The 26070-nt window shown below is 66.5% G+C and carries 18 protein-coding genes; 14 read left to right on the forward strand and 4 right to left on the reverse strand.

Annotation, left to right across the window (positions count from 1 at the left end):
- Positions 1-38: 38 nt before the first annotated feature.
- The 5 genes from L2D01_03985 to L2D01_04005 all read left to right on the forward strand — a co-directional run bounded on the left by L2D01_03985 (position 39) and on the right by L2D01_04005 (position 12279).
- Positions 39-977 carry an alpha/beta fold hydrolase gene (locus tag L2D01_03985; protein ID WBQ10946.1) on the forward strand — a complete coding sequence of 313 codons (939 nt, stop codon included), beginning with the start codon at positions 39-41 and terminating at the stop codon, positions 975-977.
- Positions 974-2251, forward strand: coding sequence for a Coenzyme F420 hydrogenase/dehydrogenase, beta subunit C-terminal domain (locus L2D01_03990; GenBank protein WBQ10947.1), 1278 nt, complete (start codon positions 974-976; stop codon positions 2249-2251). Before L2D01_03985 ends, L2D01_03990 begins: the two co-directional genes overlap by 4 nt.
- A 151-nt stretch (positions 2252-2402) precedes the next feature.
- The gene (locus tag L2D01_03995) at positions 2403-2816 is read left to right on the forward strand and encodes a BLUF domain-containing protein (protein WBQ10948.1); all 414 of its coding nucleotides are present in this window, start codon (positions 2403-2405) and stop codon (positions 2814-2816) included.
- A 243-nt stretch (positions 2817-3059) separates the two neighbouring features.
- Complete coding sequence (locus tag L2D01_04000) at positions 3060-8552, forward strand: AMP-binding protein (protein WBQ10949.1); 5493 nt, start codon at positions 3060-3062, stop codon at positions 8550-8552.
- Positions 8553-8598: 46 nt separating this feature from the next.
- Positions 8599-12279 carry an SDR family NAD(P)-dependent oxidoreductase gene (locus L2D01_04005; GenBank protein ID WBQ10950.1) on the forward strand — a complete coding sequence of 1227 codons (3681 nt, stop codon included), beginning with the start codon at positions 8599-8601 and terminating at the stop codon, positions 12277-12279.
- Positions 12280-12343: 64 nt separating this feature from the next.
- Here L2D01_04005 and L2D01_04010 read toward each other — a convergent pair whose 3' ends face one another.
- Entirely contained in the window at positions 12344-13558 is a 1215-nt protein-coding gene (locus tag L2D01_04010; protein ID WBQ10951.1) for an acetyl-CoA C-acyltransferase, read from the reverse strand.
- Positions 13555-14790, reverse strand: a complete 1236-nt coding sequence (locus L2D01_04015; GenBank protein WBQ10952.1) for an acetyl-CoA acetyltransferase — start codon at positions 14788-14790, stop codon at positions 13555-13557. The genes L2D01_04010 and L2D01_04015 overlap by 4 nt, the downstream gene beginning before the upstream one ends.
- Positions 14791-14966: 176 nt before the next feature.
- On the opposite strand from L2D01_04015, the gene L2D01_04020 reads away from it, so the two are divergent.
- Positions 14967-16415, forward strand: coding sequence for a carotenoid oxygenase family protein (locus L2D01_04020; GenBank protein ID WBQ10953.1), 1449 nt, complete (start codon positions 14967-14969; stop codon positions 16413-16415).
- A 7-nt stretch (positions 16416-16422) separates the two neighbouring features.
- Here the strand turns inward: L2D01_04020 and L2D01_04025 are convergent, their stop codons facing one another.
- Together L2D01_04025 and L2D01_04030 are read right to left on the reverse strand one after the other, a co-directional pair.
- Positions 16423-17064, reverse strand: coding sequence for a heme-binding protein (locus L2D01_04025; protein WBQ10954.1), 642 nt, complete (start codon positions 17062-17064; stop codon positions 16423-16425).
- A gap of 61 nt (positions 17065-17125) precedes the next feature.
- Entirely contained in the window at positions 17126-17785 is a 660-nt protein-coding gene (locus L2D01_04030; protein WBQ10955.1) for a sulfite exporter TauE/SafE family protein, read from the reverse strand.
- A 251-nt stretch (positions 17786-18036) separates the two neighbouring features.
- Here L2D01_04030 and ccoN point away from each other — a divergent pair, with 251 nt between their 5' ends.
- Genes ccoN through ccoS form a run of 8 tightly spaced genes read left to right on the forward strand, consistent with a single transcriptional unit; the run spans position 18037 to position 26056 of the window.
- Positions 18037-19692: a cytochrome-c oxidase, cbb3-type subunit I gene (ccoN, locus tag L2D01_04035; protein ID WBQ10956.1), complete on the forward strand. Its 1656-nt coding sequence runs from the start codon at positions 18037-18039 to the stop codon at positions 19690-19692.
- 12 nt (positions 19693-19704) lie between these two features.
- Entirely contained in the window at positions 19705-20463 is a 759-nt protein-coding gene (gene ccoO / locus L2D01_04040) for a cytochrome-c oxidase, cbb3-type subunit II (protein ID WBQ10957.1), read from the forward strand.
- Positions 20464-20469: 6 nt separating this feature from the next.
- A complete protein-coding gene (locus L2D01_04045) occupies positions 20470-20670 on the forward strand; it encodes a cbb3-type cytochrome c oxidase subunit 3 (GenBank protein ID WBQ10958.1) in 201 nt (66 codons plus the stop codon).
- Positions 20663-21631: a cytochrome-c oxidase, cbb3-type subunit III gene (gene ccoP, locus L2D01_04050; protein ID WBQ10959.1), complete on the forward strand. Its 969-nt coding sequence runs from the start codon at positions 20663-20665 to the stop codon at positions 21629-21631. The genes L2D01_04045 and ccoP overlap by 8 nt, the downstream gene beginning before the upstream one ends.
- A 42-nt stretch (positions 21632-21673) precedes the next feature.
- Positions 21674-23164, forward strand: a complete 1491-nt coding sequence (gene ccoG / locus L2D01_04055) for a cytochrome c oxidase accessory protein CcoG (protein WBQ10960.1) — start codon at positions 21674-21676, stop codon at positions 23162-23164.
- Entirely contained in the window at positions 23161-23655 is a 495-nt protein-coding gene (locus tag L2D01_04060) for a FixH family protein (protein ID WBQ10961.1), read from the forward strand. The genes ccoG and L2D01_04060 overlap by 4 nt, the downstream gene beginning before the upstream one ends.
- On the forward strand, positions 23643-25835 hold the full coding sequence (gene cadA, locus L2D01_04065; GenBank protein WBQ10962.1) for a cadmium-translocating P-type ATPase: 2193 nt from the start codon (positions 23643-23645) through the stop codon (positions 25833-25835). Before L2D01_04060 ends, cadA begins: the two co-directional genes overlap by 13 nt.
- Entirely contained in the window at positions 25832-26056 is a 225-nt protein-coding gene (gene ccoS, locus L2D01_04070) for a cbb3-type cytochrome oxidase assembly protein CcoS (protein ID WBQ10963.1), read from the forward strand. Before cadA ends, ccoS begins: the two co-directional genes overlap by 4 nt.
- The last annotated feature ends 14 nt before the right edge of the window (positions 26057-26070 follow it).

Below are 26070 nucleotides of genomic sequence, written 5' to 3' on the forward strand. Positions count from 1 at the left end.
CCAGACTGGACGTCTGACTCGCGGGGACCCCCAACCGAATGGACAAGACACTTCTTATCGCGGCGGTGGTGATCGGCGTGCTGGTGGCTGTGGGGGTCTGGCTGTGGACGCCGGATCTGTCGCGTGAACGGCTGGAGGCGGCGTATCTGCGTTCCGCCTCGGACATGATGGATGTGGAGGGCGCGCGCCTGCATGTGCGCGCCGATGGTCCGGCAGACGCGCCCGCGATCATCATGATCCACGGGTTCGGTTCCAGCTTGCACACCTGGGAAGACTGGGCCGCCGCCCTTTCGGACCGGTACCGTGTGGTGCGCTTCGATCTGCCGGGCTCCGGCCTGTCGCCGCCGGACCCGGCGGGGCGCTATGACGATGCGCGCGCGTTCGAGCTCCTCCTGGGACTGATGGCCCGTCTGGAGGTTGGCGAGGCGGCGATCATCGGCAATTCCGTGGGCGGACGGATCGCCTGGTCTTTCGCCAGTGAACACCCGGACAGGGTGTCGCGGCTGGTTCTGATCGCGCCGGACGGGTTCGCCAGCGTGGGGTTTGAGTATGGCGAGGCGCCCAAGATCGGCGCGGTCACCCACGCCATGCGCGCGATCCTGCCGCGCTTTCTGGTCAAGATGAATCTGGACCAGAGCTATAGCGATCCCGCGCGCCTCGAGCCGCACGTGGTGGCGCGATACTATGATCTTCTGCGGGCGCCGGGTGCGCGCCTGGCCCTGATCCACCGTATGGAGCAGACGATTCTCACCGATCCGCTGGCGCGTCTGGCCGCCCTGGACAAACCGGTGCTCCTGCTCTGGGGCGAGGATGACCGGCTGATCCCGGTGTCGAACGCGCAGGACTATCTTGGCGCGCTGCCGGACGCTCAGCTGACGGCGCTGCCCGGTGTCGGGCATCTGCCCCAGGAGGAAGCCCCGGATGAGAGCCTTATTCCGGTAGAGGCCTTTCTCAGCGCACTGAGGGACGGCGCATGACGGCAATTTTGCCTGAAGCTGACGGCGTCACCGCGCCGCCCGTGCGCGAGCCGGTGGCGCGTCATCTGTGCACTGATTGCGGCGTGTCGCGCATGGAGGACCCCAAAGCGTGCGGGCGGGCCTGCCAGTTCATCAAGCCGGACTATGAGCGGCTGGAAGCGAAGGTCCATGGCCGCACGCGCGATCCGGCGCGTCCCGACGAGCTGCATTTCGGACCCTTCCGCCGCATGGTGCGCGCCTCGCTCAAAGCCCCGCGGCCAGGCGCCCAATGGACCGGCATCACCACGCGGCTGGCCGAGCGCCTGCTGGAGCGGGACGCCGTGGATGTGGTGCTGACCATGGCGCCGGACCCGGAGGATCGGTGGAAGCCCGTGCCGGTGCTGGTGACCAAGGCCGAGGGCATGGCGCAGGTGCGCGGCATGCGCATGGGCTACGCGCCGCTCCTGGCGCTGCTCGAACCAGTGCGTGAGCGCGGCTACAAGCGCGTCGCCGTCATCGGCATTCCGTGCCAAGTCTACGCCCTTCGGGCGCTCGAGGAGGAGCTGGGCCTCGACAAGCTCTATGTTATCGGCACGCCGTGTTCTGACAATACGACCACGCAGCGCTTCCATGATTTTCTGGCGCTGTTGTCTGACCAGCCCGAGACCATCACCTATCTGGAGTTCCGGGCCGATTATCAGGTGGAGCTGCGCTTCGAGGACGGGGAGGTCAAAACCATCCCGTTCCTGAAACTGCCCATCTCCAAGCTGCCGCCCGATTTCTTCCCGCTCACCTGCCGCACCTGCGTGGATTACACCAATGTGCTGGCCGACATCACGGTGGGGTATATGGGCGGGCAGGGCGAGCAGTGGCTGCTGGTTCGCAATGAGACCGGCGAGGAGCTGATCTCGCTGATCGAGGATGAAGTGACGCTGGCCGAGCCCGGCTCGGCGGGAAAGCGCCAGTCGGCCGTGACGGGGTTCATCGCCAACACCGAGCGCGCGGCGGGCGGATTGCCCCTGCGCGGCATGCCCGATTGGGTGCGGCCCCTCGTGGCCTGGCTGATGCCCCGGATCGGCCCCAGAGGGCTGGAGTTTGCCCGGGCGCGGGTGGAGATGAAGGCGTCTGAAACCGTGCTGCATCTGCGCCGTCAGGAGCCCCGGCGCATGAAGTCCATGATCCCCGATCATGTCTGGAAGCTGGTGGCGCCCTATGGGCTGACGCCCTTGGAAGGCGAGCAGGCCGGTGGCGATGGCGAGACCGCGCAAGACCCGCCGTCAGGCACGATCGGATAGGTGGCACCCCGCGCGGACTGGCCGCGCCGGTGCGCCGATCTATGTTTCCTATGAGGCGATCAGCCACGCTTGTATTTGTTTGTCCGCGCCATAACGGCGGAACGCCAGGCGGGCTTGATCATCACGGGCGCTGACAGGGGGCTGACAGGCGATGAGTGTGTTTCGGGCGATCTACACCTCGCGGCCGTTCGGGTTTGATACCGGCATTCTGCGCAGCGTCCTTATGGACGCCCGCCGCTGCAATGAGCGCGATGGCGTCACCGGCGCCCTGATCTGCCGCGCAGACATTTATCTTCAATGGCTTGAGGGTCACGAAGAGCTTGTGCGGCGCACGCTGGAGCGCATCAAGCGCGATGACCGCCATCTTGAGGTCAAGCTGCATGTGGCCGAGACTGTTCCGGAACAGGTGTTTGGCGAATGGGCCATGCTCCACGATCCGGCGACGAGCTGGATCTGGACTCAGGACGAGGTCACCGCCGGGGCGGCAGAGCGCGCGACGCCGGAAGAAATCACCGGCTTCTTCCTCAGACTGCGCGACGAAAGCCGTATGCCGGATGCCGGTTGACCGCTTGAGCAGACGACAGCCTGAGGCGGCCGCACGCGCGCCCGCCATACGTGAGCCAGTCCGGACCCGGCCCAATTTTGTTGCAAAGCAACATGTGGACGGAGTGACGGGCGTGCGCTAGCGTTCATGAAAATTCTGACTTGCCGGGGCGGGACAGTCCGGATCCGGCAAGCAATGAAGCGCGTTGCCGGCCAGGCTGGTCAGGCGCAGACGCGATCGGGGGGACGAGTTTTGACGAACCAGATGATCAGGCTTCCTGTTGCGGCGCGCAATGAAGTGTTGGATGCGAAAGCCTGGACCGCCATGCGCCAGGCCTGCCTGGCGGACCCCGGCGCGTTTCATGGCGCACTGGCCAAGCGGCATCTGGCCTGGCTGATCCCTGACCAAGGCGAACAGGGCGTGTGGGCGCAGTTTGATCGCGACAGCGGCGTTTGGCGCGGCTGGGACGCGAAAACGGCAGCGCCGGTGACGCTGGACCTGCCTGTCTCGTTTGAGCCATGGGACACGGCGTTCAACGCCTCCAACGCGCCCAACTGGCGCTGGTTCGAGGGCGGCCTGACCAACGCCGCCTTCAACGAGGTGGACCGCCATGTGCTGGCCGGTCATGGCGATGAAGCCGCGCTGATCTTCGAAGGTGACCGCTGGAACATGTCGAGCGAAGGCGGGCGCGGCGGGCCGGTGGACACCTATCCGGTGTCGCGCAAAGTCCTGTTGCTGGAGAGCGCCAAGTGCGCGCTGGCGCTGAAGGCGCTGGGCCTGAAGGCCGGCGACCGTATCGCGCTGAACATGCCCAACATCCCCCAACAGATTTTCTGGACCGAGGGCGCCAAGCGCCTGGGCGTGATCTACACGCCGGTGTTCGGCGGCTTCAGCGACAAGACATTGTCAGACCGCATCGCCGACGCCGGCGCGCGGGTGATCGTCACGGCGGACGGCACCTATCGCAACGCCCAGCTGGTGCCGTTCAAGCCCAGCTATACCGACCCGGCGCTGGACAATTTCATCGCGGTCAACGTCGCCAAGTCGATCCTGGCTGAAACCCTTGAGAACTCCGCGTTGGAGATCAGCGAAAGCGACGCCGCGCGCATCACCACCGCGGTGGACGAGACGCTGGCGGGCGAGGTGACGGTGGAGCGCTCGGACGTCATGCGCGGCGTCGGGCGGGCTTTGTCGGAGATGGGCCAGACCGGGTCGATCAGCGCCCGGCAGGCCGCTGATCTGCGCATCGCCGCGGCGGCCGCGCTGGTGGATTCGCCGCCGCGCGCCGACACCGTCATCGTGGTGCGCCATACCGGTCAGGCGGAGCTGAACTGGACCGCATCGCGCGACCGCTGGAGCCATGAGCTGACGGATGCCGCCAGCGAGACCCTGCTCAAGGCCGCGCGCGATGCCGGGTTTGATGTGGCCGATGAAGCGGCCTTGCTGACGCTGCCCGACGGCGAGTTTGTGCAGGCAGTCTGGGCCGCGTCCAAGCCGCTGCCGGTCGACGCCGAATACCCCAATTTCATCATCTACACCTCGGGCTCCACGGGTAAGCCCAAGGGCGTGGTGCATGTCCATGGCGGCTATTGCGCCGGGATCGCGGCGACCATGGAAGTCGCGTTCGATGCCGCGCCGGGCGATGTCATGTTCGTGGTGGCCGATCCGGGCTGGATCACGGGCCAGTCCTATCTGATCGCCGGGGCGCTGTTGACCCGGGTTACCTCGATCATCGCCGAGGGCTCGCCGGTCTTCCCCCATGCGGGGCGCTTCGCCTCGATCATCGAGCGCCAAAAGGTCAATATCTTCAAGGCCGGAGTGACGTTCCTCAAATCGGTCATGCAGGACCCGGAAAACCTCAACGATATCAAGACCTATGATCTGTCCGGCCTGAAGGTCGCGACCTTCTGCGCCGAGCCGGTCTCGCCTGCGGTCCAGGCTTTCGCCATGGAGCATGTGGCGCCCTGGTACATCAATTCCTACTGGGCGACCGAACATGGCGGGATCGTCTGGACCCATTTCTATGGCGCGAAGGATTTCGCCCTGCGCCCCGATGCCCACACCTATCCGCTGCCCTGGATCGTGGGCGATGTGTGGGTGGAGGACGCCGACGTCGCGAGGCCGGACGTGGGCGCGGACGTGCTCAAGCGCGGCGAAGATCAGGGCGCGCCGTGGCGCCGGGCGGACAAGGGCGAGAAGGGCGAGATCGTCATCGCGCTGCCCTATCCCTATCTGGCGCGCACGATCTGGGGCGACACGCAGAATTTCGTAGTTGAGTCCGACGGCCCCGGCGCCCGCATACAAGCGGGCTGGAGGGGCGATGCCCAGCGCTATGGCGACACGTACTGGCGGCGCTGGCGCGGGGCATGGGCGTACACACAGGGCGATTTCGCCATCGCCCATGAGGACGGCTCGTTCTCGCTGCATGGCCGCTCGGATGACGTGATCAACGTCTCGGGCCACCGCATCGGCACCGAGGAGATCGAAGGCGCGATCCTGCGCGACAAGGCGCTCGATCCCAACTCGCCCGTGGGCAATGTGCTGGTGATCGGTGCGCCGCATCGCGAAAAGGGCGTCACCCCGGTGGCTTTCATCACCCCGGCGGCGGGCGCGAAACTGACCCTGGACGACAAGCGGCGTCTCACAGATCTGGTGCGCACCGAAAAGGGCGCGGTCGCCGTGCCGTCTGATTTTCTTGAAGTGCCGGAGTTTCCCGAAACCCGCAGCGGCAAATACATGCGCCGCATGGTGCGCGCCATCGTGGAAGGCGGCGAGGTGGGCGACACGTCCACCCTGCGCAATCCGGGCAGCCTGGACGCCCTGCGGCGCGTCGTGGCTGACTGGAACGCCCGCCAGAAGCGCTCTGAAGAGCAGGCGCTGTTTGAGCGCTACCGCTATTTCCTGGTCCAGTACAACGCCGCCGCCAAGGGCAAGCGGGTGGCCACGGTCACGGTCAACAACCCGCCGGTGAACGCGCTGAACGAGCGCGCGATCGATGAGCTGGCCACTATCGTGGAGCACTTGTCGCGCAAGGACGACGTGGCCGCCGTGGTGTTCACCGGCTCCGGCTCCAGCTCCTTCGTGGCGGGCGCGGACATTCGCCAGATGCTCGAAGAGGTTAACACGCTGTCCGAGGCGATGGCCCTGCCCAGCAACGCCCAGCTGGCGTTCCGGCGCATCGAGATGATGAACAAACCTTGTATCGCGGCGATCCAGGGCCTCGCGCTGGGCGGGGGGATGGAGTTTGCGCTGGCCTGCCATTACCGCATCGCCGAACCGACGGCGCGCTTTGGCCAGCCGGAGATCAATCTGCGCCTGCTGCCCGGCTATGGCGGGACGCAGCGCCTGCCGCGCCTGCTGGCGGACCGCCATCCCGAGACCGGCCTGCGCGACGCGCTGGACCTGATCCTGGGCGGACGCGCGATTGACGCGGACGCGGCGCTGGCGCTGGGCGCGATTGACGTGGTGGCTGACGGCCCCACCGACGTCCTCTCGCTGGCCCACGCGGCTGTGCGCGATTTCGTGCGTGACCCCGATGGCAGCACGCTGGGGCAGGCCTTCAAGGAGCGCCGCGCGGCGACGCAGCGCTGGGAGCAGCCGGGAGAAGCCGATCTCGACGCGGCGCTGGCCGATGATTTCGTGCAACGCATCCTGCGCCAGCTGGACTGGGCCGGACGCGGCAAGGCAGGTGAGCGGGCACTGGACGCCATCAGAACCGGCTGGAATTCCGGGATGGCGGACGGGCTGGCGCGCGAAGCCGAAGCCTTCGCCGAAGCCATCATGGACCCCGAGGGCGGCAAGACCGGCATCCGCCTGTTCATGGACAAGCAGGCGCCGTCACTGCCCGTGCGCCGCGATGGCGTGTGGATCGACGACGAGCACGCACCGCGCAAGGCCACGCTGATCGAAGACGGTCAGATGCTGGCGCTGGGCGCGCCCTTCTATCCGGGGATCACGCCGATCCCGCCCTATCAGCTCGCCTTCGGGATTGCGCGCGATCCCGATACCGGCGCGCCGCGCTTTGGGCCGCCGGCCACGCACGAGAAGGAGCTGATCGTTCCCGTGCGCCTGCCCGAGCCCAACGAGGCGCTGGTCTACATGCTGACCTCGGAGGTCAATTTCAACGATAACTGGGCGCTCACCGGCATTCCGGTCTCGCCGTTTGACGGCCATGACGAGGACGTGCAGATCACCGGCTCCGGCGGTCTGGCCCTGATCGCGGCGCTGGGCGCCGAGGCCAAGGCCGAAGGCCGGCTGAAAGTCGGCGATCTGGTCAATGTCTATTCAGGCACCAGCGAGCTGTTGTCTCCGGCGGCGGGCGAGGACCCGATGTATGCCGGCTTCGCCATTCAGGGCTATGAGACCAAGACGGGCAGCCACGCCCAGTTCCTGAACGTCCAGGCGCCCCAGCTTCATGTCCCGCCCGCCGACCTGACGCTGGAGCAGGCGGGCGCTTACACGCTGAACCTTGGCACGATCACACGCTGCCTGTTCACCACACTTCAGATTACGCCGGGCAAGACGATTTTCGTCGAGGGCGCCGCCACCGGCACGGGGCTCGACGCGCTCAAGAGCAGCGTGCGCACGGGGCTCGCAGCCACGGGGCTGGTCTCCAGCGATGACCGCGCGGACTTCATCAAGACCCAAGGCGCGGTCGGCGCGATCAATCGCAAGGACCCGCAAATCGCCGGCGCCTTCACGCCGGTGCCCGACGACGCGGACGCGGCCAGGGCCTGGGAGGCGGCGGGACTGCCGATCCTGGAGCGCTACAAGGCGATGAATGACGGCAAGCTTGCCGATTATGTGGTGAGCCACGCCGGTGAGCGCGCCTTCCCCAGGAGCTTCCAGCTCCTGGCCGAGGGCGGGGCGCTCGCCTTCTACGGCGCGTCTTCAGGCTATCATTTCAGCTATATGGGCAAGCCGGGCGAGGCCTCGCCCGCCGACATGCTGGCGCGCGCGGGCCTGCGCGGCGGGGAATCGGTGCTGCTCTATTACGGGGCGGGGTCCGGCGAGCTCGCCGATCCCAAAGGGCTGGAGATGATCGAGGCGGCGCGCCTGTTCAAGGCGCGCATCGCGGTGGTTGCCTATTCCGACGCCCAACGCGAATTCCTGCAATCGTTGGGTCTGGAAGACGCGGTGGAGGGCGTGATCTCCATCGAGGGCCTCAAACGCCGCGACCCGGATTTCCACTGGCCGCTCACACTGCCGCGCCTGCCCGACGCCAAGACCGAGACCGAAGCCTTCAAACGCGGCGTGCGCGATTATCAGCAGAACACGCTCAAGCCCTTCGGGTCGGCAGTGGGCAAGCTCTTGCGCTCGCCTGGCAATCCGCGCGGGGCGCCCGACCTGGTGATCGAGCGCGCGGCGGTGGATACGCTGGGCGTGTCGTCCTCGCTGGTGCGCCCGTTCGGCGGACGCGTGGTCTATGCTGAGGACATGTCGGGCCGGCGCTATACCTTCTACGCGCCCCAGGTCTGGACGCGCCAGCGGCGCATATTGATGCCCACCGCCTCGATCCTGGGCACGCATTTGTGTAACGCGCACGAGGTCACGGTCATGAATTCCATGATCGCGGCGGGCCTGCTGGATGTGACCGAACCGACCATGACCCCTTGGGAAGACCTGCCCAAGGCCCACCAGGCGATGTGGGACAACGCCCATTCGGGGGCGACCTATGTGGTCAATCACGCCTTGCCGGCGGCGGGTTTGCGCAGCCGGGACGAGTTGTTGGAGCATTGGGCGGCGGCCGAGGATTAACGGCCGCCCGCCACACCGATTTTTTTGAGTGACCAGGAGAGCTTTCATGGCCGGCAAAACCCGCGACGTCGCAGCGCCTCAATCGCGAACCTCAGGTGCGGGCCGATTGGATGGAAAAATCGTCCTGATCACGGGCGCTGCGGGCAATCTCGGCAGCGAGATGGCGCGCCGGTTCGCCGATGAGGGCGCCACGCTGATCCTGACCGGGCGTACGCGCGATCGCATTGAGGCAGCGTGCGCCGCAGTGGTCGCCCAGACCGGCGTGGCGGCGGAACGTGTTGCGCCCCTGGTGCTCGACGGCGGTGATCCGGGGTCGGTGCGCGCGGCCATGGACGAGGTGAGGGCGAAGTTCGGCCGCATCGACGTGCTGGTCAACAATGCCGGATCGCCCGGTCCCAAACAGCCGCTGGACAATGTGCCGCTGTCGAAAGCCGAGATGGAGGCCAACGGCGATACCGAGACCGTCGGCGACGCCATGCGCAATATTTTGGCGGTCACCTGGAATCTGGCGCGGGCGGCGGCGGACCTGATGCAGCCGGGCGCGGCGATCATCAATATCTCCACGATCTTCTCCCACACGCGCTACTATGGCCGCATCGCCTATGTGGTGCCCAAGGCGGCGCTGAACGCGCTGTCGCGCCAGCTGGCCGGCGAGTTCGGGGCCCGCGGCGTGCGGGTCAATAATGTGTTTCCCGGCCCTATCGAGAGCGAACGCATCCGCACGGTGTTCGCGGCGATGGACAAGGTTCAGGGCAATAAGGACGGCGAAACGGCCGAATACTTCATGGGCCGCATGTCGCTGCGCCGCAGCGTCGACGGCGCGCCGCCCGAGCGCACCTTGCCGACCCCGGCCGATATCGCCCAGACCTGCCTGTTCCTCGCCAGCGACGAATCCGCCGCGCTCAATGGCGCGGAGATCGACGTGGCCCACGGGATGAGCGTGCGCAAGGAATCGCGCTCCACCTACAAGACCCGTCCGTCCCTGCGGGCGCTGGATGGCGCGGGCCTGACGGTCCTCATCGTGGCGGGCGAGAGCTGGGATGATGCGCTGGAGACGGCGCGCATTCAGGTCGGCTGCGGCGCGCGCGTGCTGCTGGGCATGGCGCGCGAGGCTGACGTGGCGCAGGCCAAGGCCCGCACCCAGGCCCAGGGCCTGGTCGACGGTCTGACCATTGTGCGCTTCAATCGCACCGAGCCGGAAACCATGGCCGAGACGCTGAACGCCTACAGCGCGCAGCACGGTCCGGTGACCAGCGCCATCGTGCTGCCGCTCAAGCCGGCGCAATACTTCGCCGGGGCGCTGCTCGACGCAGACGACGCCACTGTGGACGAGTTCATGGACGTGGAGCTGGTGGGCGGCATCGCCATCGCCCGCACCCTGTCGCGCTACTGGAAGACCCGCAGCGATTTGGAACAGCCGCCGCGTTATGTCTTCATGACCAATGCCAGCGACGGCGCGGGCGATGTGTACAGCCAGGTGCTCACTGCTGCGATGACCCAGCTGATCCGCATCTGGCGCGACGAGGCGCGCGTGGATGTGGAGGCGGGCCGCTTCCCCCATGCTGTGTGGGGCAATCAGATTGTCCGCTTTTCCAATCGCGAGCGGGAAAACATCCGCTTCGCCGCCGGCCATGCGACGCGCATCGTCTTCAAGGAGCAGCGGATCGCCAATATCGATCTGCATGTGCCCGAGAAGATCGGCGAGGAGACCGGCGCCACCAGCGCCATGGTGGGCTTTGCCGAGAACATTACCGGCCTGCATCTGGGCAAGGTCGCCCTGATCACCGGCGGTTCAGCGGGCATTGGCGGCCAGGTCGCGCGCCTGCTGGCGCTGGCCGGGGCCAAGGTGATGATGGTCGCCCGGCGCGCCAGCGAGCTGGAAGCGGCGAGAGACCGCATCATCGGCGAGCTTCAGGATATCGGCTTCTCCGGCGTGGAGCGCCGCGTGCGCATCATGGCCGATGTGGATGTCAGCGATTTCGCCTCGCTCAAGACTGCGCTGGACGCCACCATCGCGGCATGGGGCCGGGTGGATTATCTCATCAACAACGCCGGGGTCGCCGGGGCCGAGGACATGGTCGTGGACATGGATCTCGACGCCTGGCGCTTCACCCTCGACGCCAATCTGATCTCGAACTACTACCTGACACACCACGCCGCGCCGCTGATGAAGGCGCAGGGCGGCGGGTATGTGCTGAACGTGTCGTCCTATTTTGGCGGCGAGAAGCTGCGCGCCGTGGCCTATCCCAACCGGGCCGACTACGCCGTCTCCAAGGCTGGCCAGCGCGCCATGGTGGAGAGCTTCTCGCAGTTTCTCGGGCCGATCATCCAGCTCAACGCCATTGCGCCGGGTCCTGTGGATGGTGACCGCCTGTCGGGCGTCGGCGGCAAGCCGGGCCTGTTCCAGCGCCGTGCGCGGCTGATCCTGGAAAACAAGCGCCTCAACTCGGTCTATGCCGAAGTGATCAAGTCGGTGCGCGAGGGCGCGTCTGTCGCCACGGTGCTCAACCGGCTATCGCATAATACGGCTGGGGTCCTGTCCCACGACATGCTGGCGCCGTCGGGTCTGCGCAAGCTGGCGCTGAAAATCGCGCGCGAGGGTGACGGCGTGTGCACCTGGGACCAGTACATTCTGACCCCGGCGCTGGCCGAGCGGCTTCTGTCGCGCCTGCGGCTGGGCGGTTATTTGCTGGACGTGCCGGCGTGGCGCGACCTGCCCGGGGACAAGGCCAAGGGCGGCTGGCTGCGCATCACGCCGCCGGACGATGCGCCCTTCCTGCCCCAGGGCCTGATCAACAAGAACGCCGAGCAGATCGGCGAGGGCGTATTGTCCCAGCTGCATCTGGGCAAGATGCCCACCGAGGCCGATGTGGCCCAGGCCACGGTGTTCTATCTGGCTGACCGCGCGGTCAGCGGCGAGACCTTCATGCCGTCCGGCGGCCTGAATGTGGAGCGCTCCACGGTGGAGCGCGACATGTTCGGCGGGCCGCGCCCGGAGCGCGTGGAGAAGCTGCGCGGCAAGACGGTCTGGTTCGCCGGTGATCATCTGGCCGACTATATCGCCGCGGCCTCCCAGCGCCTAATCGACGAATGCGGCGTGGCCGGTGTGGTCGTGCTGGCGCGCACCAAGGCGGGTGGCAAGGCGGTCACGGACATGATCGACGGCGAGGCGGCCAAGTCAGTCCATGTGGTCGTGTCGGGCGATGATATCGAGGACGCCATGGACAAGGCGCTGGCCAAATGGGGCCGTCCGGCCACTGTGGTGTCGCTGCCCGGCGACGTCCTGCCCGACCGGCTGTTCGAGGACGATGCGCCGCTTACGCCTGAAGCCTTCAGCCAGGTGGTGGAGGACAATCTGACCCGGCATTTCCGGGTGTCGCGCAAGGCCTCGCTCTATGACGGGTGCCAGCTGGTGCTGGTGTCGCCGGACGTGGCGGTGGGCGCCAATGCGCCGGCCCACGCCATCGCCAACTTCATCAAGACCACGCTGCACGCGTTCACCGCGACGCTGGCCGTGGAGAATGAGCGGCTGGTGCACAATGTGCCGACCAACCAGATCAACCTCACCCGCCGCGTGCGCTCGGAAGAGCCGCGCAATGAGGAGGAGCACCAGGAGGAGCTGCGCCGTTTCGCGACGGCCATTCTGCTGGTCGGCGCGCCGCTGCCCGATTCGCAGGATTCGCGTTATCGCTCGCGCATCTATCGCGGGACGTCGATGACGGTGTAGGAGCATTTTCAGCGAAAGTGGGAACCGGTTTCGCGGTTCGAAAATGCGACAAGTGGAAAGGGAGCTATACGCGCTCGATAATCATCGCCGAGCCTGTGCCCGAGCCCCCGTGGGCGACGGCCAGGCCCAGCGATCCGCCGCAGCGGATGAGCTCGTGAACCAGCGTGGTCAGCAGGATCGCGCCGGTGGCGCCCATGGGATGTCCCATGGCCAGGTGGCCGCCATTGAGATTGACCCGGTCCGGGTCGGCGTCGCGGTCGCGCCGGAACAGGGCAGGCACGGCGGCAAACGCCTCCATGAACTCGATCCGGTCAAAATCGCGCAAGCTCAGCCCTGTCTCTTCAAGCAGCGCGTCCATGGCGGCGAAGCCCGCCGTGAGCTGGTCCACCGGATCACCGCCCCGGTCTATGCGAGCCCGGATGCGCGCTTTGGGTTTGAGCCCCGCCGCCTCGCCCGCGGCTTTCGAGCCGATCAGCACCAGCGCCGCGCCGTCGGCCATGGGCGGGCAGTGGGCGATGGCATGGAGATGCGTGATCTGCTCAAGCCCCGGATTGGCCGCCAGCATCATGGCGTCGTAGCCCGCCGCGCCCAGCTTTTCGAAAGCCGGGGGCAGGGCGTCTAGCGCTGCCTGATCCATGCCGGAGCGGATGCATTCATCGCGCTCCAGCAGCGCGTCTCCGTCCGGCCCGCGCACAGGGATGACCGCCGCGTCATGGCGCCCCTCCGCCCAGGCGCGCGCCGCGCGCTGGTGGGAGGCGATGACTTCATGGTCCAGCGCCGCCCGGTCCAGACCGGCCTTGGTGGCCAGCAGATCGGCGGACAGCGCCACCGGCGCATAGCGCAGGGCGCGCGCCAGATCCGGGTCGGTGTAATAGCTCGCCTTGTCGCCCATGAAGGGCGCATGGCTCATCATCTCCACCCCGCCCGCCAGCATCAGGCGGTTCTCGCCGGCGCTGGCCAGCGCGGCGGCCTGTCCGGCAGCGGTGAGGCCCGCCACGCAGAAATTATTCAGCGTCCAGGCGGTCGTGTCATGGGGCAGGCCGGCGTGCAGCCGGCTGACCAGCGCGATATTGCCGCCCTGGGCGCCCACCTGACCGACACAGCCCAGGATCAGCGCGCTGGCGCTGTCGACGGCGCCTGCGCCTGCGCGGTCTTTGAGCGCCGCGACCAGCTGGGCCACAAGTTCATGGGGCCCGAGCCCGGCCAGCGCGCCGTCCTCACGCCCTTTGCCGCGTGGCGTGCGCACGGCGTCGTAGATATAGGCGTCGGTGAGTGTCATGCGCCGATCACCAGCGACACGTTGGCGGTGGCGGACCCGCCGACATTATAGGTGGCGACATTGCGCGCGCCTTCCACCTGACAGTCTCCGGCGCTGCCCTGAACCTGACGCGCGGCGTCGAGCGCCATGCGCACGCCTGTGGCGCCCACCGGATGGCCAAGCCCGATCAGCCCGCCCGACGGATTGACCGGGCAGCGCCCGCCCAGCGCGATGCGGCCGTCCTCCACCGCCTCGCCCGCGCGGCCCGGCGCGGTGATGCCGAAATGCTCGATCGCGGCCAGTTCGGTGATGGAGAAGCAGTCATGGGTCTCGAACGCGTCGATCTGATCGGCGCCGGACAGGCCTGCGCGCCCGTAGGCGTCGGTCATGGCCTTGCGCATCCACGGGAACATCCAGCCATCATTGCGCCCGCGCGAGGCCGCCAGCTTGGTCTCCAGAAGTAGCGGCGCGGTGGTGTGGCCCCAGCCCTTGATCCGGGGGATGTCCTCCAGCCGCTGCCCCGTCCTTGCGGCGTGGGCGCGCGCCGCGTCTGCGCCGGCCAGCACGATCATGGCGGCGCCGTCAGTGACCTGACCGCAATCGGATTTGCGCATGCGCCCTTCGATGACCGGGTTGGCCTCGTCATCTTCCGAGAAGCTCGCTTCGGTAAAGGTCCAGCTGCGGCTCTGGGCGTGGGGATTGCGCCGGGCGTTGGCGAAATTGATCCGGCTTATCTCGGCCAGATGGGCGCGCTCCAGACCAAAGCGCGCGTCATATTCCTCAACGATGTCGGAGAACATGGCAGGCCACAGATAGGTCGCGCCCTGCGCCTCGCGCCCCGCCCAGGCGGCGGCGCCCAGATGCTCGGCGGCGGTCTGGCCGGGCACGTTGCGCATCATTTCCACGCCCAGCACGGCGGCGATCCCATAGCGGCCCGATTCGATGTCGGCCATGGCCGCCAGGATCGCCATGGAGCCTGACGCGCAGGCCGCCTCATGGCGCATGGTGGGCAGGCCTTCCAGATCGGGGTGGATATGGCCCATGAACCCGCCCAGCAGGCCCTGGCCGCAGAACAGCTCGCCGGCGAAATTGCCTATATGAATGGTCTCGATCTGCGAGGGCTCCAGGCGCGCATTGTCCAGCCCCTCCAGCATCGCCTCGCCCATCAGGGCCTTGAGATCATGACCCTCGCGGGTCCAGTTGCGCGCGAAATCGGTCTGCGCCCCGCCCAGAATGAACACCTCGCCCGCCATGGCCGCCTCCCGCTGTCCGTCTGACAAAAGAGGCTAGGGGCAATCGGCGGGGGGACACAAGCGCTGACCGGAATGGTCTTGCCTTGCCCGGCCTTGCCTCGCGATCTGTGACGCCGCACACTTCGCACCATCTGACACGCCGGCTTGGCGCCTGCGCGATCCGAAGGAGAGCCGCCATGACCATGATCGTGACCGAGTTCGAGCGCGAGGAGCTGAGCACGCCGCTCAACCAGCTCAACCCCTATCTCAAGGGCGTCTACGCGCCGGTGCGCGAGGAGGTGACAGCGCTGGACCTGACGGTGGAGGGCGAGATTCCGCGCGATCTGTATGGTCTGTACGTGCGCAATGGGCCCAACCCGCTCAACGCGCCGGAGGGCATGCATCACTGGTTTGACGGCGACGGCATGCTGCACGGCATTTATTTTGAGAACGGCAAGGCGGAATACCGCAACCGCTATATCCGCTCGGCTGATCATGACGCCGAACGCGCGGGTTCGCTGGATGCCGGTGGCATCATGATGCCCGCCAACAAGACCCGCCAGCCGACGACCTACAAGGATACCGCCAATACCGACGTGGTCTTCCACAATGGCTCGCTGATGGCGCTCTGGTATGTCTCCGGCCAGCCGGTGCGCGTGGATGCGCGCACGCTGGAGACGGTGCGCACAGAGACCTTCTCCGGCCGCCTGCCGAAAAACGTGTCAGCCCATTCCAAGGTCGATCCGGAAACCGGCGAGTTCGTGTTCTTCGATTATGATCTCTACAAGCCGGTGATGAGCGCGGGGGTGATCTCACGCGACAATGACCTCAGCTGGTTTCGCGAGATTGAACTGCCGGGTCCCCGCCTGCCTCACGACATGGCGATCACCGAGAACTACATGGTCCTGATGGATTTGCCGGTGGTGTTCACCGAGTCCGGCCTGCGCAACGGCATGTGGCAGATCAAACAGCCCAAGGGTCAAGCGACTAGGTTCGGCGTGCTGCGCAAGGACGGGACCGGCGATGTGCGCTGGTTCGAGGCGGACCCATGCTACATTTATCATGGCGTCAATGCGTGGGAGGAGGGCGACGAGATCGTCTTCTTTGCCTGCAAGATGATCCCCAATGGCCTGACCCCCGACCCGGCCTACGGGCCGTACGCGCCCATGGTTGGCGTGCTGGCGCTGCAGGCGGTGCTGCATGAATGGCGTTTCAATTTGAAGACCGGCGCCGTGAGCGAGCGGCCCGTGGATGACCGGGTCACCGAGTTTCCGGTGATCAATCTGGACAAGACGGGGCGCAAGAGCCGGTATTCCTACCATGTCTCCATCCCCAACACGCAGACCCAGTTGTTTGACGGGCTGGTGAAGTACGACCTTTCCACCGGCAACGGCGAGGCGCATCCGTTTGGCCCCGGACGCTACGGCTCCGAGCCGGCCTATGCGCCCAGGGTCGGCGCGAAGGATGAGGATGACGGCTATGTCATCAGCTTCGTGTTCGATGCGCAAAGCGGCGCGTCAGAGGCGCTGATTCTCAATGCCAAGGATTTCTCGCAGCCGCCGCTCGCGCGGGTGAAGCTGCCCCAGCGCGTCCCGGCCGGTTTCCACGCCGCTTGGGCGGCGGGCGACCAGATCCGCGCCGTGTGACGCGAACCTAGCGCGCGATCTCGATCAGCACTTCGTTGCGTCGCATCGGCGTGGGGGTCCAAGGCGGATTGTAGCGGGCATACACCGGCTCGCCGATGATCTCATAGCCCTCGGCCGTAAGGAAAGCGGCGAGCTCGTCGGCCTTGCGCATGAAACGCGACTCATTGGGGCCGCCAGCAAACCGGATTGCGGCGAGGCGCCGGGCCGGCTGCTCCCGCACGGTGACTGCCGGATCATTGGGGCGCGGCAACGTCTCCAGGGTCCAGGTCTCGGGCATGATGAAGGCCACGCGCCACGTCTCGCCGCCGGCTTGCGTGCGGGTCTGGGTGACGGGCGTGGTCATCGCGATGCGTTCGGACCGGGACTGGATCACCGGGGCGGTCATGGCGATGTTTTCGCCGCCCCCGCCGCGGGGCGGCTGGTTGTCGCCGAAGATGAATCCGGCCAGCGGGCGGAAGCCCTGATTTCCGGCGCGCGTCATGTCGCCGCTCGCTTCCACCTCGGCCAGGATGAGCGCGGGATAGTCGCGGATCTCGATATCGCCCTGCGCGCGCACCAGCACATAGGCCGGTTCATCGGAGGCGTGGGCTTGGGATGAAGCAGCGGTGACCATGACGAGGACCAGCATCCAGCGGAGCGTGTGAATCATCGGGGAACTCCTAAACACGTCCTCTATACGTCGAACGCCGCCTTCCGGATTGCGTTCCCCATTACGGCGCGTGACCGCCCCATATTCCCAGCGCCGTGAGCAAGGCGAGGCCAGCCAGCAGGGCCGCCGCCAGATAGCGCCAGGCCGGCCGGCGCAAAAGCGCCGCCACCGATGCTGCGCCGCCCGCCAGCACGGTGAGGGCCGGGATCGTCCCCAGTCCGAACCCCGCCATCACCAAAGCGCCCTGCACCGGACTGCCGGTGAGGCCGGCATAGAAAGTCGCCAGATACACCATGGCGCAGGGGATCAGTCCCCAGGCGAGGCCGAGGCCTGCCGGGCCCAATCGGTGGAGATGATGGAGCCGGCGCGTCATGGGCGAGAAGAGCCGTCCGGCGACGCGTCCTCCAGCGCCGCCGAACACCGGAATGTCCAGCACCGAGAAGGCGGCGGCCATGAGCACAGCTGCGCTGAGCCAGCGGGCGATGGTGCGGGCCAGGTCTGGCGGCTGGCTGTCATGAAATCCCCAGCCAATGGCGCCCGCCGCTGCGCCCAGCGCGATATAGACGCAGACCCGCGCCAGCTGCGCCTGGGTCAGCACGACAAGACGCCGCCGTGCGCCTGCGTCGCCCGCGCCCTGAATGGCGATTGCCGCGGCGATTCCGCCGCACATGGCCAAGCAGTGGACGCTCGCTGACAGGCCTGCGAGGAGGCCCGCGAGCATGTCGAGCTCCAAGCGTCCGGCCAGCGCTGGACTGATATTGATTCCGGAGTGCGTCACAGGTTAGTGCCGTCAGGCATACGAATATTACCTTGGCCGAGTTGCACGCCGAAACGGGCAGGCCATTCTGGCTCCGCGGTGCCAACCTAAACGGACGGCGGGCGTCGGCAAGATGAGACATAATGCCCTACTGCTATTGCGGATATTTAACCGCACAAGGGGTGTGAATTTTAGTTCCCGGCCAGGAGGGGCGGATGACCGTGATAGCGGCAGGCAGGAAAACCGGATTTGATTACAATGGGGTGGCGGTGCTCGGCATATGCATCGCGGGTGCGGTGTGGGCGCTGCTTGCCGCTGCGATCGGGGCGGATGCAGCCATGCGCACCCATGCCTGGGTGATCCTGGCCGGTTTCCTGACCGGGATACTGATCCTCGTCGGCGCCTATTCCAACGGCGGCGTGGACGTCGACAAGCGCGAATACAACGAATCAATCGTGCGCTATGGCGTCATCGCGTCCATGTTCTGGGCCATTGTCGGCATGCTGGTGGGCGTGATCATCGCCGCCCAGCTCGCCTGGCCGACCATTTTTCAGTTCGACGCCTTCCCGCAGATCAATTTCGGGCGCCTGCGCCCGGTGCACACTTCGGGCGTGATCTTCGCGTTCGGCGGCAATGTGCTGATCGCCACCAGTTTCTATGTCGTCCAGCGCACCTCGCGCGTGCGTCTGGCGGGCGGGGTCTGGCCCTGGTTTGTGTTTTGGGGCTATCAGTTCTTCATCATCATGGCGGCCACCGGCTACTTGCTGGGCATCACCCAGTCGAAGGAATACGCCGAGCCAGAATGGTATGCCGATATCTGGCTGACGCTTGTGTGGGTCGCGTATCTGCTGGTGTTCTTGGTGACGCTGGCGCGGCGCAAGGAGCCCCACATCTATGTGGCCAACTGGTTCTACCTTGCCTTCATCGTCACCATCGCGCTGCTGCATGTGATCAATAATCTGTCCATGCCGGCCGATTGGCTCGGCTCGCGCAGCTATTCGGCGTTCGCCGGAGTCCAGGACGCCATGACCCAGTGGTGGTACGGCCACAATGCCGTGGGCTTCTTCCTCACCGCGGGCTTTCTGGGGATCATGTACTATTTCATCCCCAAGCGCGCCGAGCGGCCGGTGTTCTCGTACCGCCTGTCCATCGTGCACTTCTGGGCGCTGATCTTCATCTATATCTGGGCCGGCCCGCACCACCTTCACTACACCGCGCTGCCCGAATGGACGCAGACGCTGGGCATGACCTTCTCGATCATGCTGCTGATGCCCAGCTGGGGCGGGATGATCAATGGGCTGATGACCCTGTCGGGCGCCTGGGACAAGCTGCGCACCGACCCGGTGATCCGCATGCTGGTTGTGTCGGTCGCCTTCTACGGCATGTCGACGTTTGAAGGTCCGGTCATGAGCATCAGGGCGGTCAACTCGCTCTCGCACTATACTGACTGGACCATCGGCCACGTGCACTCGGGCGCGCTGGGCTGGGTGGGTTTTATCTCGTTCGGGGCGATTTACTGCCTCGTGCCCTGGCTGTGGAAGCGCAAGTCGATGTTCTCGCGCGCTCTGATCGAGTGGCACTTCTGGCTCGCGACCCTTGGCATCCTGCTCTACATCACCTCGATGTGGGTGTCGGGCATCATGCAGGGCCTGATGTGGCGCGCCTATAACGAGCTGGGCTTCCTGGAATACTCCTTCATCGAGACGGTCGAGGCGATGCACCCCTATTACATGATCCGCGCGGCGGGCGGCCTGCTCTATCTGGTCGGTGCATTGTTGATGGCCTGGAATGTCTACAAGACGATCCGGGGCGATCTGGCGGACACCGAAGAGATCACCGCCCATCAACCGCTTCTGAAGCCTGCGGAATAGGGGAAATCCACCATGGCCAAAAAACCCAATCCGATCTGGGGCTGGCACAAGAAGGTGCTGGAACAGAACTCGCTTCTGCTGACCGTCGGCATTATCGGCGTCGTCTCCATTGGCGGGCTGGTGGAGATCACCCCGCTCTTCTATCTCGACGAGACGATTGAAGAGGTGGAGGGCGTGCGCCCCTATGCGCCGCTCGCCCTGATGGGCCGCGATATCTATGTCCGGGAAGGCTGCTATACCTGCCACTCCCAGATGATCCGGCCGCTGCGCGACGAGGTGGAGCGCTACGGACACTATTCGCTGGCCGCCGAGAGCATGTATGACCGCCCGTTCCAGTGGGGGTCCAAACGCACCGGTCCCGACCTGGCGCGGGTCGGCGGCAAGTACTCCGATGAATGGCACCGCGACCACATGCGTGATCCGCGCTCGGTGGTGCCCGGCTCGATCATGCCGCCATACGCCTTCCTGGAACGCACCCCTCTGGAACTGGACGTGATCCCGGGGCGCATGCGCGCGCTGCAGCGCCTGGGCGTCCCCTATACCGACGAGATGATCGACGCCGCCATTGATGATGTGCGCACCCAGGTCGACCCGTTTGCATCGGGCTATGACGCCTTCCTGGCGCGCTATCCCGGCGCCCCGGTGCGCAATTTCGACGGTAATGAGCAGGTGATCACCGAACTCGACGCCGTGATCGCCTACCTGCAGGTGCTCGGGACCATGGTGGACTTCTCCACCTATGAAGCCGACGCCGATGTCAATCTGAGGTGACCGGCGATGTATGAAGCGCTCGCCAGTTTTGCGCAGACCTGGGGCCTGGTCGCCTTCATGATCTTTTTCATCGGGGTGATCGCCTACGCCGTGTGGCCGAAGAACAAAGACAAATTTAACGCCGCCGCGAAATCGGTGCTGGACGAGAATCCTCGCCCTGCCGAGGCCGACGAGCAGACCGACACGAAGGATGGCCGGGATGGCTGAACATGAGAAAATGCCTGTTGATGACATAACAGGCGTCGAGACCACCGGTCATGAATGGGACGGCATCACCGAGCTGGACAATCCGCTGCCGCGCTGGTGGCTGTGGATTTTCTACGCCAGCATTGTCTGGTCCATCATCTACATGATCTTCATGCCGGCCTGGCCTGCGCTCCCGGGCTTTGACGGCCACACGCGCGGCCTGCGCGATCACTCCGAGCGCGCCAATGTAGCGGTGGCCATGAGCGAGCTGGAGGCGCGCCGCGGACCGATGTTCGAGCAGTTGCAGCGCGTGGTCGACGAAGCCGGCGTCACCGCGATTCTGGACGATGGCGATCTGTTGAACTTCACCCTGGCGGCCGGCCGCTCGGCCTTTGGCGACAATTGCGCCACCTGTCACGGCGTGGGCGGCGGCGGCGGGCTGGGCTATCCCAATCTGCGCGATGATGACTGGATCTGGGGCGGCTCCTATGACGCGATCCGCCAGACCATCGTGGGGGGTATTCGCTGGGATGCGCACCCCGACACCCGCTTCTCCCAGATGCCGGCGTTCGGACGCGACGGCCTGCTGACGCGTGAGGAAATCAGCGCGGTCACCGACTATGTGATGACATTGGCTTCGCTGACGGTGTCGGCGGACGCCGATCTGGCGCAGGGGCGCGAAATCTTCGACGCCCAGTGCGCCACCTGCCACGGCGCTGACGGCCGGGGCGACATCACCCAGGGTGCGCCGAACCTGACCAACAATATCTGGCTCTATGGCGGATCGCGCGAGCAGATCCAGGCCAGCATTCATCGCGGGCCCTATGGCGCGATGCCGGCCTGGGACAACCGCCTGCCCGAGCCGGTCATCACGGCGCTGGCGGCCTATGTGTATCTTCTGGGCGGCGGCGAGACGCTGGCGCAGACGGAGGCGTCGCTGGCGGCGCCCCGGACCGGGCTACAGGCCGGTCAGCCCGGCTAGCGGACGAAGGGCGCGCCGGTCGCCGGCGCGCGGAGACAGGTCATGAACCTCATCCACAACAGGCCGCACGCCGGGGGCGACGCCGCCGAAGGCGTGGCCCGGCTGGACGCTGAAGCCGTCAACTCGGCCAGCCAGCGCGACCTGTACCAGAAGCGCCAGCAAATTTATCCCAAGCTGGTCCACGGCAAGTTCCGCCTGGCCAAATGGGTGTTTCTGGTGCTGGCGCTGGGCGTGTACTACCTATTGCCCTTCGTGCGCTGGGACCGGGGGCCGGACGCCCCCAGCCAGGCGGTGCTGATCGATTTTCCCAACACGCGCTTCTATTTTTTCTTCATCGAGATATGGCCCCAGGAAGTCTACTACATCACGGGCCTCTTGATCCTCGCGGCGCTGGTTCTGTTTCTGGTGACGGCGTTGTTTGGCCGGGTCTGGTGCGGCTATGCCTGCCCGCAGACGGTGTGGACCGATTTGTTCATCGCCGTGGAGCGATTGTTCGAGGGCGACCGCAACAAGCGTATCCTCCTCGACCGCGCGCCGATGAGTTTCAACAAGGCCTGGCGCAAGGGCGGCAAGCACACGGTCTGGGTGCTGATCGCGGCAGCCACGGGCGGGGCCTGGATCCTGTATTTCCACGATGCGTTCGACCTCCTGCGCGACTTCTTCACCGGCCAGGCGCCGCTGACGGCCTACGTGTTTTGCGCTGTCCTGACCTTCACCACCTATTCGCTGGCCGGGCTCATGCGCGAGCAGGTGTGCACCTATATGTGCCCCTGGCCGCGCATCCAGGCCGCGCTCACCGACCGGGAATCGCTCAACGTCACCTACCGCACCGACCGGGGCGAGCCGCGCGGGCGCCACAAGAAGGGCGAGAGCTGGGATGGGCGGGGCGATTGCATCGACTGCAAGGCCTGCGTCGCCGCCTGCCCCATGGGGATCGATATCCGCGACGGCGCGCAGCTTGAATGTATCGGCTGCGCCCTGTGCATCGATGCGTGCGATGACATCATGGATAAGATCAGCCGCCCGCGCGGTCTGATCGCCTATGACACGGACGACAACATCACGCGGCGCAGCCAGGGCGAAAAACCCCGCTTCAGCTTCATCCGCCCGCGCATCGTGCTGTATGTGGTGCTGATCGCTGGGGTGAGCGCCCTGATGCTGCTCGGCCTGAACACGCGCGACGAGCTGGGCCTGCACGCCGACCGGGACCGCAACCCGAATTTCGTCGTCCTCACCGATGGATCAGTGCGCAATACCTACACCATCAATGTCCAGAACAAGGCCTATGCGGACCGCGCGCTGCGCCTCGACGTGGCGGGTGATCCGGCGCTGCAGGTCCAGGTGCTGGGCGTACGCGGCGAACCCGTGCTCGAGATCGGGCCGGACCGGACGCGCCTGTTCCAGGTCTTCCTGACCTTGCCACCCGGGGCGGCTCTGCGCCATTCCATACCGGTGACCTTCACCATCACCGATCCGGCGACGGGCGAAACGGCCGCGGCGGAAAGCTTTTTGGTGACGGGAGCTGCACCATGACCCGAAGCGAAGACACACCGACGCGCCGCCGCGAATTTCGTCTCACAGGATGGCATGTGCTGGCGATCCTGCTCGTCTTTTTCGGCGTGGTGTTCTCGGTGAACGGGTTTTTTATCACCACAGCCCTGAATACCTTCACCGGCGAAGAGGCGACTCGCGCCTATGTGCGTGGGCTGGAATACAATGCGGTGCTGGACGCGCGCCGCGCTCAGGCCGAGCTGGGCTGGAGCGCCGCGGTCAATGTCGCTGACGGGCGCATTCTGGTCAGCGTGACCGATCCTGACGATGCGCCTGTGGGCGGACTGGACCTCTCCGGCGAGTTGCGCCGTCCGGGCGATCCGGCGCTGGACCGCCCGCTGGCATTTTCCGAGGTCCGGGCGGGCGTCTATTCTGCGCCGGGTGAGGATCTGGAGATCGGCCGCTGGCTGGTGCGCGTGCGCGCGGCGGGCGATGACCCGTTCGAGCTGGAGCGCGATGTGTGGCTGCGATAGACTCCTCCTGGGTCGACGGTGAAGCGGCGGCCTTCATCCGTGGTGAAGGCGACGCGCGCGCGCTCGACCTGGCCGTGGAAGGCGCCTGGTGCGGCGCGTGTATCGCTAAAATTGAAGGCGGCGTATCGCAATTGCCGGGGGTGCAGCGCGCGCGGCTGAACCTGACCTCCGGCCGGCTGTCCATCAGCTTCAACGGGCCTGACGCGCTGGCGGACCGGATCGTTAAGGCCATCAAGGCGCTGGGCTATGGCGCGCGGCCCTATCTGCCTGAAACGGCGGCGGACGCGGTCACGGGGCAGGAAAAGAACCTGCTGCGCGCCATGGCGGTCGCGGGCTTTGCCACCGCCAATGTGATGCTCCTGTCCATCGCGGTCTGGTCCGGCGCCGGCGAGATGACCCAGTCCACACGCACCCTGCTGCACTGGGTGTCGGGCGCCATCGCCCTGCCGGCGGTCGCCTATGCCGCGCGTCCCTTCTTTGGCAGCGCGTTTCGGGCGCTGAAAGCGCGTCGGGTCAACATGGACGTGCCGATCTCGCTGGGCGTCTCGCTGGCGTGCGCCCTGTCGGTCTATGAGACAGTGATCGGCCATGGCGACGCCTATTTCGACGCGGCGGTCATGCTGCTCTTCTTCCTTCTGATCGGGCGCTATCTCGACATGCGCCTGCGAGCGCGGGCCGGGGCAGCGGCCCGGCGCCTCGCCGCGCTGGAGGCGCGCGCCGCGCGCCGGGTGGAGCCTGACGGCAGTTTGCGTGCCGTGCCCGCCAGCGAGATCCGCCCCGGTGATCATCTGCTCATCTCCGCCGGGGAGCGCATTGCGGTGGACGGCGTGGTCAGCGAGGGCGAGGGGGAGGCCGACGCCTCGCTGGTGACCGGCGAGTCCGCGCCGGTGGCGCTGCGGGCGGGTAGTCAGGTCTGGTCCGGCATGGTCAATCTGGGCGCCGCGCTGACCGTGCGGGCGACGGCGGCGCGTGACAATTCCCTGCTGGCGGAGATTACCCGGCTGGTGGAAGCCGGCGAACAAGGACGCTCGGCCTATGTGCGCCTGGCCGACCGGGCGGCGAAAATTTACGTCCCGCTGGTCCATATCATGGCGTTCTCCACGCTGGTGGGCTGGTTCATCATTGCCCAGGAGCCGCGTCCGGCGATCATCAACGCCATTGCGGTGCTGATCATTTCCTGCCCCTGCGCGCTGGCGCTGGCTGTGCCGGCGGTTCAGGTGGTCGCCTGCGGGCGGCTCTACAAGGATGGCGTGCTGGTGCGGTCCGGCGATGCGCTGGAGCGGCTGGAGCGGGTGAGCGTTGTGGTGCTGGACAAGACCGGCACCCTCACCGAAGGCCGGCCGCGCCTGATCAATGGTGATAGCGTGCCGGACGGCATGCTGGCGCTGGCTGCGCGCCTCGCGCGCGCCTCGCGCCACCCGCTGTCGCAGGCGCTGGCCGAAGCGGCTGGCCCCGGTGAAGCGGCTGCTGGCGCAGTGGAAGTGCCCGGCCGGGGCGTCGAGGCCGAGATAGACAGGCGACGGGTGCGGTTTGGTTCGGGCCGCTGGATCGGCGCGCCGGTCCAGCCTGAGAGCCTCGAGGGCGAGGGCGCGTTCGAGCTGGAAGCCTGGCTGCAGGTTGAGGGCGAACAGCCGGTGCGTTTTGCGTTTGCTGACCAGCTGCGCGCCGATGCGCGAGAGATGATCGACGCTCTGCGCGCGCGCGGGCTGGAGCCGGAATTGCTGTCCGGTGACCGCGAGGCGCCGGTGGCCGCCGTGGCGCAGGCGCTGGGCATCACGCGCTGGCGCTCGGGACTCACCCCAGGCGACAAGACGACCCGCCTGTCGGAACTGGCTGCGGCGGGCGAGCGTACGCTGATGGTGGGCGACGGGATCAATGACGCGCCAGCGCTGGCGGGGGCCTATGCGTCCATCTCGATGGGCTCGGCGGCGGACATCTCGCGTTCAGCCGCCGATCTGGTGATCCAGCGCGACCGCCTCGTCTCCATCCCGCTGGCGCTGGACGTGGCGTGCGCGGCGCGACGCCGGGTGGACGAGAATTTCGCGCTGACCATCCTCTACAACGTCATTGCCGTGCCCATCGCCGTGCTGGGCTTCGTCACGCCGCTGGTGGCGGCGGTGGCGATGTCGGCATCGTCGGTGGTGGTGACGGTCAACGCCATGCGGCTGATGCGCCGATGACCTCGCTTTTGTGGCTCATTCCTCTGGCATTGATACTCGGCGCGCTGGGGCTGCTGGCCTTTTTCTGGTCGATGCGCACAGGCCAGTATGACGACATGCAGGGCGCCGCCCAGCGCATCCTGATCGATGACGACAAGCCGATTGTCGATGACGAGCCCGAGGACACTGACGGCGCAGATCGCCCTGGCGACGAGCCGTCAGACGGGGCCGGCCCGCGCTAAATCAGATCACGCCG

The organism is Hyphomonadaceae bacterium ML37 (assembly GCA_027627685.1).
Lineage (GTDB): Bacteria > Pseudomonadota > Alphaproteobacteria > Caulobacterales > Maricaulaceae > Oceanicaulis.

Bases quoted from the DNA above. Each gene is read 5' to 3' on its own strand.
- L2D01_03985 (WBQ10946.1), top strand. From the start codon at position 39: ATGGACAAGACACTTCTTATCGCGGCGGTGGTGATCGGCGTGCTGGTG.
- L2D01_03990 (WBQ10947.1), top strand. From the start codon at position 974: ATGACGGCAATTTTGCCTGAAGCTGACGGCGTCACCGCGCCGCCCGTG.
- L2D01_03995 (WBQ10948.1), top strand. From the start codon at position 2,403: ATGAGTGTGTTTCGGGCGATCTACACCTCGCGGCCGTTCGGGTTTGAT.
- L2D01_04000 (WBQ10949.1), top strand. From the start codon at position 3,060: ATGATCAGGCTTCCTGTTGCGGCGCGCAATGAAGTGTTGGATGCGAAA.
- L2D01_04005 (WBQ10950.1), top strand. From the start codon at position 8,599: ATGGCCGGCAAAACCCGCGACGTCGCAGCGCCTCAATCGCGAACCTCA.
- L2D01_04010 (WBQ10951.1), bottom strand. From the start codon at position 13,558: ATGACACTCACCGACGCCTATATCTACGACGCCGTGCGCACGCCACGC.
- L2D01_04015 (WBQ10952.1), bottom strand. From the start codon at position 14,790: ATGGCGGGCGAGGTGTTCATTCTGGGCGGGGCGCAGACCGATTTCGCG.
- L2D01_04020 (WBQ10953.1), top strand. From the start codon at position 14,967: ATGACCATGATCGTGACCGAGTTCGAGCGCGAGGAGCTGAGCACGCCG.
- L2D01_04025 (WBQ10954.1), bottom strand. From the start codon at position 17,064: ATGATTCACACGCTCCGCTGGATGCTGGTCCTCGTCATGGTCACCGCT.
- L2D01_04030 (WBQ10955.1), bottom strand. From the start codon at position 17,785: ATGCTCGCGGGCCTCCTCGCAGGCCTGTCAGCGAGCGTCCACTGCTTG.
- ccoN (WBQ10956.1), top strand. From the start codon at position 18,037: ATGACCGTGATAGCGGCAGGCAGGAAAACCGGATTTGATTACAATGGG.
- ccoO (WBQ10957.1), top strand. From the start codon at position 19,705: ATGGCCAAAAAACCCAATCCGATCTGGGGCTGGCACAAGAAGGTGCTG.
- L2D01_04045 (WBQ10958.1), top strand. From the start codon at position 20,470: ATGTATGAAGCGCTCGCCAGTTTTGCGCAGACCTGGGGCCTGGTCGCC.
- ccoP (WBQ10959.1), top strand. From the start codon at position 20,663: ATGGCTGAACATGAGAAAATGCCTGTTGATGACATAACAGGCGTCGAG.
- ccoG (WBQ10960.1), top strand. From the start codon at position 21,674: ATGAACCTCATCCACAACAGGCCGCACGCCGGGGGCGACGCCGCCGAA.
- L2D01_04060 (WBQ10961.1), top strand. From the start codon at position 23,161: ATGACCCGAAGCGAAGACACACCGACGCGCCGCCGCGAATTTCGTCTC.
- ccoS (WBQ10963.1), top strand. From the start codon at position 25,832: ATGACCTCGCTTTTGTGGCTCATTCCTCTGGCATTGATACTCGGCGCG.